This window comes from Streptococcus sp. k-378 (genome assembly GCF_013277505.1).
Lineage (GTDB): Bacteria > Bacillota > Bacilli > Lactobacillales > Streptococcaceae > Streptococcus > Streptococcus pseudopneumoniae.
Map to the genome: position 1 here is coordinate 40,172 of NZ_VMNC01000011.1, position 13,521 is coordinate 53,692.

Annotated in this window: 13 protein-coding genes; all 13 read left to right on the forward strand. The window is 35.5% G+C overall.

Going from position 1 to position 13,521, the window contains the following annotated elements; all coding sequences use genetic code 11:
- The first annotated feature begins 121 nt into the window (after positions 1-121).
- The gene (gene dnaN, locus HT719_RS01595) at positions 122-1,258 is read left to right on the forward strand and encodes a DNA polymerase III subunit beta (RefSeq protein ID WP_172925058.1); all 1,137 of its coding nucleotides are present in this window, start codon (positions 122-124) and stop codon (positions 1,256-1,258) included.
- A 64-nt stretch (positions 1,259-1,322) separates the two neighbouring features.
- Positions 1,323-1,517, forward strand: coding sequence for a DUF951 family protein (locus HT719_RS01600; RefSeq protein WP_000285186.1), 195 nt, complete (start codon positions 1,323-1,325; stop codon positions 1,515-1,517).
- Positions 1,518-1,600: 83 nt separating this feature from the next.
- Positions 1,601-2,716: a redox-regulated ATPase YchF gene (gene ychF / locus HT719_RS01605; protein WP_001864693.1), complete on the forward strand. Its 1,116-nt coding sequence runs from the start codon at positions 1,601-1,603 to the stop codon at positions 2,714-2,716.
- Between the two features lie 70 nt (positions 2,717-2,786).
- Positions 2,787-3,356: an aminoacyl-tRNA hydrolase gene (pth, locus tag HT719_RS01610; protein ID WP_172928007.1), complete on the forward strand. Its 570-nt coding sequence runs from the start codon at positions 2,787-2,789 to the stop codon at positions 3,354-3,356.
- Complete coding sequence (mfd, locus tag HT719_RS01615; RefSeq protein ID WP_172928009.1) at positions 3,357-6,866, forward strand: transcription-repair coupling factor; 3,510 nt, start codon at positions 3,357-3,359, stop codon at positions 6,864-6,866. It abuts the gene before it with no gap.
- Between the two features lie 57 nt (positions 6,867-6,923).
- Positions 6,924-7,190 carry an RNA-binding S4 domain-containing protein gene (locus HT719_RS01620; protein ID WP_001234978.1) on the forward strand — a complete coding sequence of 89 codons (267 nt, stop codon included), beginning with the start codon at positions 6,924-6,926 and terminating at the stop codon, positions 7,188-7,190.
- Complete coding sequence (locus tag HT719_RS01625) at positions 7,183-7,551, forward strand: septum formation initiator family protein (protein WP_000041903.1); 369 nt, start codon at positions 7,183-7,185, stop codon at positions 7,549-7,551. The genes HT719_RS01620 and HT719_RS01625 overlap by 8 nt, the downstream gene beginning before the upstream one ends.
- Before the next feature lie 4 nt (positions 7,552-7,555).
- Positions 7,556-7,678, forward strand: a complete 123-nt coding sequence (locus HT719_RS11865; protein ID WP_000429334.1) for an SP_0009 family protein — start codon at positions 7,556-7,558, stop codon at positions 7,676-7,678.
- The gene (locus HT719_RS01630; RefSeq protein WP_172928011.1) at positions 7,671-8,939 is read left to right on the forward strand and encodes a serine hydrolase; all 1,269 of its coding nucleotides are present in this window, start codon (positions 7,671-7,673) and stop codon (positions 8,937-8,939) included. The genes HT719_RS11865 and HT719_RS01630 overlap by 8 nt, the downstream gene beginning before the upstream one ends.
- Complete coding sequence (gene tilS / locus HT719_RS01635) at positions 8,936-10,213, forward strand: tRNA lysidine(34) synthetase TilS (protein WP_172928012.1); 1,278 nt, start codon at positions 8,936-8,938, stop codon at positions 10,211-10,213. Before HT719_RS01630 ends, tilS begins: the two co-directional genes overlap by 4 nt.
- A 4-nt stretch (positions 10,214-10,217) precedes the next feature.
- On the forward strand, positions 10,218-10,760 hold the full coding sequence (gene hpt, locus HT719_RS01640; RefSeq protein ID WP_000892175.1) for a hypoxanthine phosphoribosyltransferase: 543 nt from the start codon (positions 10,218-10,220) through the stop codon (positions 10,758-10,760).
- A 15-nt stretch (positions 10,761-10,775) separates the two neighbouring features.
- A complete protein-coding gene (gene ftsH, locus HT719_RS01645; protein ID WP_172928014.1) occupies positions 10,776-12,734 on the forward strand; it encodes an ATP-dependent zinc metalloprotease FtsH in 1,959 nt (652 codons plus the stop codon).
- 119 nt (positions 12,735-12,853) lie between these two features.
- Entirely contained in the window at positions 12,854-13,333 is a 480-nt protein-coding gene (locus HT719_RS01650; RefSeq protein ID WP_050261848.1) for a sigma-70 family RNA polymerase sigma factor, read from the forward strand.
- Positions 13,334-13,521 lie beyond the last annotated feature (188 nt).

Below are 13,521 nucleotides of genomic sequence, written 5' to 3' on the forward strand. Positions count from 1 at the left end.
ACATTTTTTAAACAAGCCCAAAAACTTGATATGACTTGTTTAAAGTCTGTTTTCCACAGATTTCACAGACTCTATTATTACTATTATCCTTCTAATACTAAAAATAAATAAAGGAGAATCCATGATTCATTTTTCAATTAATAAAAATTTATTTCTACAAGCATTAAATATTACTAAGAGAGCTATTAGTTCTAAAAATGCCATTCCTATTTTATCAACTGTCAAAATTGACGTGACAAACGAAGGGGTTACTTTAATTGGTTCAAATGGTCAGATTTCAATTGAAAATTTTATTTCTCAAAAAAATGAAGATGCTGGTTTGTTAATTACTTCTTTAGGTTCGATCCTTCTTGAAGCTTCTTTCTTTATCAATGTTGTATCTAGTCTACCTGATGTGACTCTTGATTTTAAAGAAATTGAACAAAATCAAATTGTTTTAACCAGTGGAAAATCAGAAATTACCCTAAAAGGAAAAGATAGCGAACAATATCCACGAATCCAAGAAATTTCAGCAAGCACTCCTTTGGTTCTTGAAACAAAATTACTCAAGAAAATTATCAATGAAACAGCTTTTGCTGCAAGTACCCAAGAGAGTCGTCCAATTTTAACAGGTGTTCATTTTGTATTGAGTCAACACAAGGAGCTAAAAACAGTTGCAACAGACTCTCATCGTTTAAGCCAGAAAAAATTAACGCTTGAGAAAAATAGTGATGATTTTGATGTCGTGATTCCTAGCCGTTCTCTACGCGAATTTTCAGTGGTATTTACAGATGATATCGAAACTGTAGAGATTTTCTTTGCCAATAACCAAATCCTCTTTAGAAGCGAAAATATTAGCTTCTATACTCGTCTCCTAGAAGGAAACTATCCTGATACAGATCGCTTGATTCCAACAGACTTTAACACTACTATTACTTTTGATGTGGTAAACTTACGCCAGTCAATGGAACGTGCTCGTCTTTTATCAAGTGCGACTCAAAATGGTACTGTGAAACTTGAAATTAAAGATGGGGTTGTTAGTGCCCATGTTCACTCTCCAGAAGTTGGTAAAGTAAACGAAGAAATCGATACTGACCAGGTTACTGGGGATGATTTGACCATTAGTTTCAACCCAACTTACTTGATTGATTCTCTTAAAGCTTTAAATAGCGAAAAGGTGACCATTAGCTTTATCTCAGCTGTTCGTCCATTTACTCTTGTGCCAGCAGATACTGACGAAGACTTCATGCAGCTCATTACACCAGTTCGTACTAATTAAGTGAAAGAGGTTGAGCTTAGCTCGCCTCTTTTATGATATAATCGAAAAAGAAAAGGAGAGTAGTATGTATCAAGTTGGAAATTTTGTTGAGATGAAAAAACCACATGCTTGCACCATCAAGTCAACAGGCAAAAAAGCTAATCGTTGGGAAATTACACGTGTAGGAGCAGATATCAAAATAAAATGCAGTAATTGTGACCATGTTGTCATGATGGGACGCTATGATTTTGATCGAAAAATGAATAAAATTATTGACTGAGAACCCTTAGTTAGAGGGTTAGCACTTTATCCCTTTTTGTGTTATAATATTAGGGATTGAAATGAAAACGGAGAATGAGAAATATGGCTTTGACAGCAGGTATCGTTGGTTTGCCAAACGTTGGTAAATCAACACTATTTAATGCAATTACAAAAGCAGGAGCAGAGGCAGCAAACTACCCATTTGCGACGATTGATCCAAACGTTGGAATGGTTGAAGTTCCAGATGAACGCCTACAAAAACTAACTGAAATGATTACTCCTAAAAAGACAGTGCCAACAACATTTGAATTTACAGATATTGCAGGGATTGTAAAAGGAGCTTCAAAAGGAGAAGGGCTAGGGAATAAATTCTTGGCCAATATTCGTGAAGTAGATGCGATTGTTCACGTAGTTCGTGCTTTTGATGATGAAAATGTGATGCGCGAGCAAGGACGTGAAGACGCCTTTGTAGATCCACTTGCCGATATTGACACCATTAACCTAGAATTGATTCTTGCTGACTTAGAATCGGTGAACAAACGATATGCGCGTGTAGAAAAGATGGCACGTACGCAAAAAGATAAAGAATCAGTAGCTGAGTTTAATGTTCTTCAAAAGATTAAACCAGTCCTTGAAGATGGGAAATCAGCTCGAACTATTGAATTTACAGATGAGGAACAAAAGGTTGTAAAAGGTCTTTTCCTTTTGACGACTAAACCAGTGCTCTATGTTGCTAATGTGGACGAGGATGTGGTTTCAGAACCTGACTCTATCGACTATGTTAAACAAATTCGTGAATTTGCAGCGACAGAAAATGCTGAAGTAGTCGTTATTTCTGCGCGTGCTGAGGAAGAAATTTCTGAATTGGATGATGAAGATAAAAAAGAGTTTCTTGAAGCCATTGGTTTGACAGAATCAGGTGTAGATAAGTTGACGCGTGCAGCTTACCACTTGCTTGGATTGGGAACTTACTTCACAGCTGGTGAAAAAGAAGTTCGCGCTTGGACTTTCAAACGTGGTATGAAGGCTCCTCAAGCAGCTGGTATTATCCACTCAGACTTTGAAAAAGGTTTTATTCGTGCAGTAACCATGTCATATGAAGATCTAGTGAAATACGGATCTGAAAAGGTCGTAAAAGAAGCTGGACGCTTGCGTGAAGAAGGAAAAGAATATATCGTTCAAGATGGCGATATCATGGAATTCCGCTTTAATGTCTAAAAATTAATAAATGGTGTCAATTAGGTTGGAAAAAAATTCCAACCCTTTTGGCTTTTGAAAGGAAAAATAAATGACCAAATTACTTGTAGGCTTGGGAAATCCAGGGGATAAATATTTTGAAACAAAACACAATGTTGGTTTTATGTTGATTGATCAACTAGCGAAGAAACAGAATGTCACTTTTACACACGATAAGATATTTCAAGCTGACCTAGCATCCTTTTTCCTAAATGGAGAAAAAATTTATCTGGTTAAACCAACGACCTTTATGAATGAAAGTGGAAAAGCAGTTCATGCTTTATTAACTTACTATGGTTTGGATATTGACGATTTACTTATCATTTACGATGATCTTGACATGGAAGTTGGGAAAATTCGTTTAAGAGCAAAAGGCTCAGCAGGTGGTCATAATGGTATCAAGTCTATTATTCAACATATAGGAACTCAGGTCTTTAACCGTGTTAAGATCGGAATTGGAAGACCTAAAAATGGTATGTCAGTTGTTCATCATGTTTTGAGTACCTTTGACAGGGATGATTATATCGGTATTTTACAGTCTGTTGACAAAGTTGACGATTCTGTAAACTACTATTTACAAGAGAAAAATTTTGAGAAAACAATGCAGAGGTATAACGGATAAATGGTGACCTTATTAGATTTATTCTCAGAAAATGATCAGATTAAAAAATGGCATCAAAATTTAACAGATAAGAAAAGACAACTAATACTTGGTTTATCAACATCTACTAAGGCTCTTGCAATTGCAAGCAGTTTAGAAAAAGAAGATAGGATTGTGTTATTGACGTCAACTTATGGAGAAGCAGAAGGACTTGTTAGTGATCTTATATCTATCTTGGGTGAGGAACTCGTCTATCCATTTTTGGTAGATGATGCTCCTATGGTGGAGTTTTTGATGTCTTCACAGGAAAAAATTATTTCACGGGTTGAAGCCTTGCGTTTTTTGACTGATTCATCTAAGAAAGGGATTTTAGTTTGTAATATCGCAGCAAGTCGATTGATTTTACCGTCTCCCAATGCATTCAAAGATAGTATTGTAAAAATCTCAGTTGGTGAAGAATATGATCAACACGCGTTTATCCATCAGTTAAAGGAAAATGGCTATCGAAAAGTTATTCAAGTACAAACTCAGGGCGAATTTAGTCTTCGAGGAGATATTTTAGATATTTTTGAAATATCCCAGTTAGAACCTTGTCGAATTGAGTTTTTTGGTGATGAAATTGATGGTATCAGGTCATTTGAAGTAGAAACACAATTATCGAAAGAAAATAAGACAGAACTCACTATCTTTCCAGCTAGTGATATGCTTTTGAGAGAAAAGGATTATCAACGAGGACAGTCAGCTTTAGAAAAACAAATTTCAAAAACTTTATCACCTATTTTGAAATCATACCTGGAAGAAATTCTTTCAAGTTTTCACCAAAAACAAAGTCATGCAGACTCTCGGAAGTTTTTATCTTTGTGCTATGATAAGACATGGACTGTCTTTGATTATATTGAAAAAGATACTCCAATATTCTTTGATGATTATCAAAAATTGATGAATCAGTATGAAGTCTTTGAAAGAGACTTAGCGCAGTACTTTACAGAAGAATTACAGAATAGTAAAGCATTTTCTGATATGCAGTATTTTTCTGATATTGAACAAATCTATAAAAAACAAAGTCCAGTGACCTTTTTCTCTAATCTTCAAAAGGGTTTAGGAAATCTCAAATTTGACAAAATTTATCAATTCAATCAATATCCTATGCAGGAATTTTTCAATCAGTTTTCTTTTCTAAAAGAAGAAATTGAACGATATAAAAAAATGGATTACACCATTATTCTGCAGTCTAGCAATTCAATGGGAAGTAAAACATTGGAGGATATGTTAGAGGAATATCAGATTAAATTGGATTCTAGAGATAAGACAAGTATCTGTAAAGAATCTGTAAACTTAATAGAGGGTAATCTCAGACATGGTTTTCATTTTGTAGATGAAAAGATTTTATTGATAACTGAACATGAGATTTTTCAAAAGAAATTAAAGCGTCGTTTTCGAAGACAACATGTTTCAAATGCAGAGAGATTAAAAGATTACAATGAACTTGAAAAAGGGGACTATGTTGTCCATCATATCCATGGGATTGGTCAATATCTAGGAATTGAAACCATTGAAATCAAGGGAATTCATCGCGATTATGTCAGTGTCCAATACCAAAATGGTGATCAAATTTCTATCCCCGTGGAACAGATTCATCTACTGTCCAAATATATTTCAAGTGATGGTAAAGCTCCAAAACTCAATAAATTAAATGACGGTCATTTTAAAAAGGCCAAGCAAAAGGTTAAGAACCAGGTAGAGGATATAGCTGATGATTTAATCAAACTCTACTCTGAACGTAGCCAGTTGAAGGGTTTTGCTTTTTCAGCTGATGATGAAGATCAACATGCTTTTGATGATGCCTTTCCTTATGTTGAAACGGATGATCAACTTCGCAGTGTTGAGGAAATCAAGAGAGATATGCAGGCTTCTCAGCCAATGGATAGACTTTTAGTTGGGGATGTTGGTTTTGGAAAGACTGAAGTTGCTATGCGTGCAGCCTTTAAGGCAGTCAATGATCACAAACAGGCTGTCGTCTTAGTTCCGACGACGGTTTTAGCGCAACAGCACTATACAAATTTTAAGGAACGATTCCAAAATTTTGCAGTTAATATTGATGTGTTGAGTCGCTTTAGAAGTAAAAAAGAGCAGACTGCAACACTTGAAAAATTGAAAAACGGTCAAGTTGATATTTTGATTGGAACACATCGTGTTTTGTCAAAAGATGTTGTGTTTGCTGATTTGGGCTTGATGATTATTGATGAGGAACAACGATTTGGTGTCAAGCATAAGGAAACCTTGAAAGAACTGAAAAAACAAGTAGATGTCCTAACCTTGACAGCAACGCCAATTCCTCGTACCCTTCATATGTCTATGCTGGGAATCAGAGATTTATCTGTTATTGAAACTCCCCCAACGAATCGTTATCCAGTGCAAACCTATGTTTTGGAAAAGAATGATAGTGTCATTCGTGATGCGGTCTTACGTGAAATGGAGCGTGGAGGTCAAGTTTACTACCTTTACAACAAAGTTGACACGATTGACCAGAAGGTTTCAGAATTACAGGAGTTGATTCCAGAGGCTTCGATTGGTTATGTTCATGGGCAAATGAGTGAAATTAAGTTAGAAAATACTCTAATGGATTTCATTGAAGGTCAGTATGATATTTTGGTGACAACTACCATTATTGAGACAGGGGTGGACATTCCAAATGCTAATACTTTATTTATTGAAAATGCGGATCATATGGGCTTGTCAACCTTGTATCAGCTAAGAGGAAGAGTTGGTCGTAGTAATCGTATTGCTTATGCTTATCTCATGTATCGTCCAGAAAAATCGATTAGTGAAATCTCTGAAAAGAGATTAGAAGCGATTAAAGGATTTACAGAATTGGGATCCGGATTTAAAATTGCTATGCGAGATCTTTCGATTCGTGGAGCAGGAAATCTCCTAGGAAAATCCCAGTCTGGTTTCATTGATTCTGTTGGTTTTGAATTGTATTCGCAGTTACTAGAGGAAGCTATTGCTAAACGAAACGGTAATGCTAACACTAACACAAGAACCAAAGGGAATGCTGAGTTGATTTTGCAAATTGATGCCTATCTTCCTGATACTTATATTTCTGATCAACGACATAAGATTGAAATTTACAAGAAAATTCGTCAAATTGACAACCGTGTCAATTATGAAGAGTTACAAGAGGAGTTGATAGACCGTTTTGGAGAATACCCAGATGTAGTAGCATATCTTTTAGAGATTAGTTTAGTCAAGTCATATTTGGACAAGGTCTTTGTTCAACGTGTGGAAAGAAAAGATAATAAAATTACAGTTCAATTTGAAAAAGTCACTCAACGACTGTTTTTGGCTCAAGATTATTTTAAATCTTTATCCGCAACGAACTTAAAAGCAGGCATCGCTGAGAATAAGGGATTAATGGAGCTTGTATTTGATGTCCAAAATAAGAAAGATTATGAAATTTTAGAAGGTCTGCTGATTTTTGGAGAAAGTTTATTAGAGACAAAAGAGTCTAAGAAAGAAAATTCCATTTGATATTTTTCTTCTATAAAATAGATAAAAATGGTACAATAATAAGTTGAGGTAATAAGTATGAGATTAGACAAATATTTAAAAGTATCACGAATTATCAAGCGTCGTACAGTCGCAAAGGAAGTAGCAGATAAAGGCAGAATCAAGGTGAATGGAATCTTGGCCAAAAGTTCAACGGATTTGAAAGTTAATGACCAAGTTGAAATTCGCTTTGGCAATAAGTTGCTACTTGTAAAAGTACTAGAGATGAAAGATAGTACAAAAAAAGAAGATGCAGCAGGCATGTATGAAATTATCAGTGAAACACGGGTAGAAGAAAATGTCTAAAAATATAGTACAATTGAATAATTCTTTTATTCAAAATGAACACCAACGCCGTCGCTACCTGATGAAAGAACGGCAAAAACGGAATCGTTTTATGGGGTGGGTATTGATTTTAATTATGCTATTATTTATCTTGCCAACTTTTAATTTAGCGCAGAGCTATCAGCAATTACTCCAAAGACGTCAGCAATTAGCAGACTTGCAAACTCAGTATCAAACCTTGAGTGATGAAAAGGATAAGGAGACAGCATTTGCTACCAAGTTGAAAGATGAGGATTATGCTGCCAAATATACACGAGCGAAATACTATTATTCTAAATCTAGGGAAATAGTTTATACGATTCCTGACTTGCTTCAAAGGTGATAAAATGGAAAATTTATTAGACGTAATAGAGCAATTTTTGAGTTTATCAGATGAAAAGTTGGAAGAATTAGCTGATAAAAATCAATTATTGCGTTTACAAGAAGAAAAGGAAAGGAAGAATGCGTAAATTCTTAATTATTTTGTTGCTCCCAAGTTTTTTGACCATTTCAAAAGTTGTTAGCACAGAAAAAGAAGTTGTCTATACTTCGAAAGAAATTTATTACCTTTCACAATCTGACTTTGGTATTTATTTTAGAGAAAAATTAAGTTCTCCCGTGGTTTATGGAGAGGTTCCTGTTTATGCAAATGAAGATTTAGTGGTAGAAACTGGAAAATTGACTCCCCAAACAAGTTTTCAAATAACCGAGTGGCGCTTAAATAAACAAGGAATTCCGGTATTTAAGCTATCAAATCATCAATTTATAGCTGCGGACAAACGATTTTTATATGATCAATCAGAGGTAACTCCAACAATAAAAAAAGTATGGTTAGAATCTGATTTTAAACTGTACAATAGTCCTTATGACTTAAAAGAAGTGAAATCATCCTTATCAGCTTATTCGCAAGTATCGATTGACAAGACCATGTTTGTAGAAGGAAGAGAATTTCTACATATTGATCAGGTTGGATGGGTAGCTAAAGAATCAACTTCTGAAGAAGATAATCGGATGAGTAAAGTCCAAGAAATGTTATCGGAAAAATATCAGAAGGATTCATTCTCTATTTATGTTAAGCAACTGACTACTGGAAAAGAAGCTGGTATCAATCAAGATGAAAAGATGTATGCAGCTAGTGTTTTGAAACTCCCTTATCTCTATTATGCGCAAGAAAAAATAAATGAGGGTCTTTATCAGTTAGATACGACTGTAAAATACGTATCTGAAGTCAATGATTTTCCAGGTTCTTATAAACCAGAGGGAAGTGGTAGTCTTCCTAAAAAAGAGGATAATAAAGAGTATTCTCTCAAGGACTTAATCACAAAAGTATCTAAAGAATCTGATAATGTAGCTCATAATATATTGGGTTATTACATTTCAAACCAATCTGATGCCACATTCAAATCCAAGATGTCTGCCATTATGGGAGATGATTGGGATACAAAAGAAAAATTGATTTCTTCCAAGATGGCCGGGAAGGTCATGGAAGCTATTTATAATCAAAATGGATTTGTGCTAGAGTCTTTGACTAAAACAGATTTTGATAATCAGCGAATTGCCAAAGGTGTTTCTGTGAAGGTAGCTCATAAAATTGGGGATGCGGACGAATTTAAGCATGATACGGGTGTTGTCTACGCAGATTCTCCATTTATTCTTTCTATTTTCACTAAGAATTCTGATTATGATACAATTTCTCAGATATCCAAGGATGTTTATGAGGTTCTAAAATGAGGGAACAAGATTTTTTAAATCATTTTCTCAAGAAGGGATATTTCAAAAAGCATGCTAAGGCGGTTCTAGCTCTTTCTGGTGGATTAGATTCTATGTTTCTATTTAAGGTATTGTCTGCTTATCAAAAAGAGTTAGAGATTGAATTGATTCTGGCTCATGTGAATCATAAGCAGAGAATTGAATCAGATTGGGAAGAAAAGGAATTAAGGAAGTTGGCTGCTGAAGCAGAACTTCCTATTTATACCAGCAATTTTTCAGGAGAATTTTCAGAAGCGCGTGCACGAAATTTTCGTTATGATTTTTTTCAAGAGGTCATGAAAAAGACAGGTGCGACAGCTTTAGTCACTGCCCACCATGCTGATGATCAGGTGGAAACGATTTTGATGCGCTTGATTCGAGGAACTCGCTTGCGCTATCTATCAGGAATTAAGGAGAAGCAAGTAGTCGGAGAGATAGAAATCATTCGTCCCTTCTTGCATTTTCAGAAAAAAGACTTTCCATCAATTTTTCACTTTGAAGATACATCAAATCAGGAGAATCATTATTTTCGAAATCGTATTCGAAATTCTTACTTACCAGAATTGGAAAAAGAAAATCCTCGATTTAGGGATGCAATCTTAGGCATTGGCAATGAAATTTTAGATTATGATTTGGCAATAGCTGAATTATCAAAGAATATTGATGTAGAAAATTTAGAGCAGCTATTGTCTTACTCTGAGTCGACACAAAGAGTTTTACTTCAAACTTATCTGAATCGTTTTCCAGATTTGAATCTTACAAAAGCTCAGTTTGATGAAGTTCGGCAGATTTTAAAATCTAAAAGCCAGTATCGTCATCCGCTTAAAAATGGCTATGAATTGATAAAAGAGTACCAACGGTTTCAGATTTGTAAAATCAGTCCGCAGGCTGATGAAAAGGAAGATGAATTTGTGTTACACTATCAAAATCAGGTTACTTATCAAGGATATTTATTTTCCTTTGGGATTCCATTAGAAGGTGAATCAATTCAACAAATACCTGTTTCACGGGAAACATCAATACACATTCGTCATCGAAAACCAGGAGATGTTTTGATTCAAAATGGGCATAGAAAAAAACTCAGACGTCTATTTATTGATTTGAAAATCCCTATGGAAAAGCGGAAATCTGCTCTGATTATTGAGCAATTTGGTGAAATTGTCTCAATTTTGGGAATTGCGACCAGTAATTTGAGTAAAAACACGAAAAATGATATAATGAACACTGTACTTTATATAGAAAAAATAGATAGGTAAAAAAATGTTAGAAAACGATATTAAAAAAATCCTCGTTTCACACGATGAAATTACAGAAGCTGCTAAAAAATTAGGTGCTCAATTAACCAAAGACTATGCAGGAAAAAATCCAATTTTAGTTGGGATTTTAAAAGGATCTATTCCTTTTATGGCTGAATTGGTCAAACATATTGATACACATATTGAAATGGACTTCATGATGGTTTCTAGCTACCATGGTGGAACAGCAAGTAGTGGTGTTATCAATATTAAACAAGATGTGACTCAAGATATCAAAGGAAGACATGTTCTATTTGTAGAAGATATCATTGATACAGGTCAAACTTTGAAGAATTTGCGAGATATGTTTATTGCAAGAGAAGCAGCTTCTGTTAAGATTGCAACCTTGTTGGATAAACCAGAAGGACGTGTTGTAGAAATTGAGGCAGACTATACCTGCTTTACTATCCCAAATGAGTTTGTAGTAGGTTATGGTTTAGACTACAAAGAAAATTATCGTAATCTTCCTTATGTTGGAGTATTGAAAGAAGAAGTGTATTCAAATTAGAAAGAATAATTTTTAATGAAAAAACAAAATAATGGTTTAATTAAAAATCCATTTCTATGGTTATTACTTATTTTTTTCCTAGTTACAGCTTACCAGTATTTTAGTACAGGTAGTGTTGCAGGGAAAAGTGAGCAAATTAATTATACAGAATTGGTAAAAGAAATTACCGATGACAATGTAAAAGAATTAACCTACCAACCAAATGGCAGTGTTATCGAAGTTTCGGGTGTTTATAAAAATCCTAAAACAAGTAGAGAAGAAACAGGCATTCAGTTTTTCACGCCATCTGTTACTAAGGTAGAGAAATTTACCAGCACTATTCTTCCTGCAGATACTACCGTATCAGAATTGCAAAAACTTGCTACTGACCATAAAGCAGAAGTAACTGTTAAGCATGAAAGTTCAAGTGGTATGTGGATTAATCTACTCGTATCCATTGTGCCATTTGGAATTCTATTCTTCTTCCTATTCTCTATGATGGGAAATATGGGAGGAGGAAATGGCCGTAATCCAATGAGTTTTGGACGTAGTAAGGCTAAAGCTGCAAATAAAGAAGATATTAAAGTAAGATTTTCAGATGTTGCTGGAGCTGAGGAAGAAAAACAAGAACTAGTTGAAGTTGTTGAATTCTTAAAAGATCCAAAACGATTTACAAAACTTGGGGCTCGTATTCCAGCAGGTGTCCTTCTGGAGGGACCTCCGGGAACAGGTAAAACTTTGCTTGCTAAAGCAGTCGCCGGAGAAGCAGGTGTTCCATTCTTGAGTATCTCAGGTTCTGATTTTGTAGAAATGTTTGTCGGAGTTGGAGCTAGTCGTGTTCGTTCTCTTTTTGAAGATGCCAAAAAAGCAGCGCCAGCTATCATCTTTATCGATGAAATTGATGCTGTTGGTCGCCAACGTGGTGTCGGCCTCGGTGGAGGAAATGATGAACGTGAGCAAACCTTGAACCAACTCTTGATTGAGATGGATGGTTTTGAGGGAAATGAAGGGATTATCGTCATTGCTGCGACAAACCGTTCAGATGTACTAGACCCTGCCCTTTTACGTCCAGGACGTTTTGATAGAAAAGTATTGGTTGGTCGCCCTGATGTTAAAGGTCGTGAAGCAATCTTGAAAGTTCATGCTAAGAACAAGCCTTTAGCAGAAGATGTTGATTTGAAATTAGTGGCTCAACAAACTCCAGGCTTTGTTGGTGCTGATTTAGAGAATGTCTTGAATGAAGCGGCTCTAGTTGCTGCTCGTCGCAATAAATCGATAATTGATGCCTCAGATATTGATGAAGCAGAAGACAGAGTTATTGCTGGACCTTCTAAGAAAGATAAGACAGTTTCACAAAAAGAACGAGAATTGGTTGCTTACCATGAGGCAGGACATACCATTGTTGGTCTAGTCTTGTCGAATGCTCGCGTTGTCCATAAGGTTACAATTGTACCACGTGGCCGTGCAGGCGGATACATGATTGCACTTCCTAAGGAAGATCAAATGCTTCTATCTAAAGAAGATATGAAAGAGCAATTGGCTGGCTTAATGGGTGGACGTGTAGCTGAAGAAATTATCTTTAATGTCCAAACTACAGGAGCTTCAAACGACTTTGAACAGGCGACACAAATGGCGCGTGCAATGGTTACAGAGTACGGTATGAGTGAAAAACTTGGTCCAGTTCAATATGAAGGAAATCATGCTATGTTTGGTGCACAAAGCCCTCAAAAATCAGTTTCAGAACAAACAGCTTATGAAATTGACGAAGAGGTTCGTTTATTATTGAATGAAGCACGAAATAAAGCTGCTGAAATTATTCAGTCAAATCGTGAAACTCACAAGTTGATTGCAGAAGCACTATTGAAATACGAAACATTGGATAGTACACAAATTAAATCTCTCTATGAAACAGGAAAGATGCCTGAAGCAGTAGAAGAGGAATCTCATGCATTATCTTATGATGAAGTAAAGTCAAAAATGAATGATGAAAAATAACCCAAAGAGAGGCAAGACCTCTCTTTTTTGTGCAGTTGAGGAGCTAAAGGGTGCAGAATGGATGAAATGTACCAAAAGTGTTTCTAATCTGTTAGACTGTATCTAGAAAGGGGAAAATTATGATTAAAGAATTGTATGAAGAAGTCCAAGGGACTGTGTATAAGTGTAGAAATGAATATTACCTTCATTTATGGGAATTGTCGGATTGGGACCAAGAGGGAATGATATGTCTATATGAATTGATTAGTAAAGAAGAAGGATTAGTAGAAGATATCTCTCGTTTAAGGAAATATTTTAAGACTAAGTTTCGGAATCGAATTCTAGACTATATCCGTAAACAAGAAAGCTACAAACGAAGATATAATAAAGAACCATATGAAGAAGTAGGTGAGATTAGTCATCGTATAAGCGAGGGAGGTCTGTGGATAGATGACTATTATCTCTTTCATGAAACATTAAAAAATTATAGAAGCAAAGAAAGTAAAGAGAAACAAGAAGAGCTAGAACGCATTTTAAGAAATGAACGATTCCGAGGGCGTCAAAGAGTGTTAAGAGACTTACGTATTGTGTTTAAAGAGTTTGACATCCGTAGCCGGTAAGAAGCAATGTAAAAAAATGAAAAAAATAGGAAAAGGTGTGTCAATCGAAAGTGATGATGCCCCAAAAAATGGTGAGATTGAGGGCAATTATTTTGCTTTCATTTGACACGAGGAACCCTTGAAGCTGTTTTTTCAGCTAAACCAAGGCTAGTCTTAGCCTTGGCTCTCCAGCCTCACAGCTCCAAGCC

Bases quoted from the DNA above. Each gene is read 5' to 3' on its own strand.
- HT719_RS01625 (WP_000041903.1), top strand. From the start codon at position 7,183: ATGTCTAAAAATATAGTACAATTGAATAATTCTTTTATTCAAAATGAA.
- HT719_RS01630 (WP_172928011.1), top strand. From the start codon at position 7,671: ATGCGTAAATTCTTAATTATTTTGTTGCTCCCAAGTTTTTTGACCATT.
- HT719_RS11865 (WP_000429334.1), top strand. From the start codon at position 7,556: ATGGAAAATTTATTAGACGTAATAGAGCAATTTTTGAGTTTATCAGAT.
- hpt (WP_000892175.1), top strand. From the start codon at position 10,218: ATGTTAGAAAACGATATTAAAAAAATCCTCGTTTCACACGATGAAATT.
- pth (WP_172928007.1), top strand. From the start codon at position 2,787: ATGACCAAATTACTTGTAGGCTTGGGAAATCCAGGGGATAAATATTTT.
- ftsH (WP_172928014.1), top strand. From the start codon at position 10,776: ATGAAAAAACAAAATAATGGTTTAATTAAAAATCCATTTCTATGGTTA.
- HT719_RS01620 (WP_001234978.1), top strand. From the start codon at position 6,924: ATGAGATTAGACAAATATTTAAAAGTATCACGAATTATCAAGCGTCGT.
- dnaN (WP_172925058.1), top strand. From the start codon at position 122: ATGATTCATTTTTCAATTAATAAAAATTTATTTCTACAAGCATTAAAT.
- mfd (WP_172928009.1), top strand. From the start codon at position 3,357: ATGGTGACCTTATTAGATTTATTCTCAGAAAATGATCAGATTAAAAAA.
- HT719_RS01600 (WP_000285186.1), top strand. From the start codon at position 1,323: ATGTATCAAGTTGGAAATTTTGTTGAGATGAAAAAACCACATGCTTGC.
- HT719_RS01650 (WP_050261848.1), top strand. From the start codon at position 12,854: ATGATTAAAGAATTGTATGAAGAAGTCCAAGGGACTGTGTATAAGTGT.
- tilS (WP_172928012.1), top strand. From the start codon at position 8,936: ATGAGGGAACAAGATTTTTTAAATCATTTTCTCAAGAAGGGATATTTC.
- ychF (WP_001864693.1), top strand. From the start codon at position 1,601: ATGGCTTTGACAGCAGGTATCGTTGGTTTGCCAAACGTTGGTAAATCA.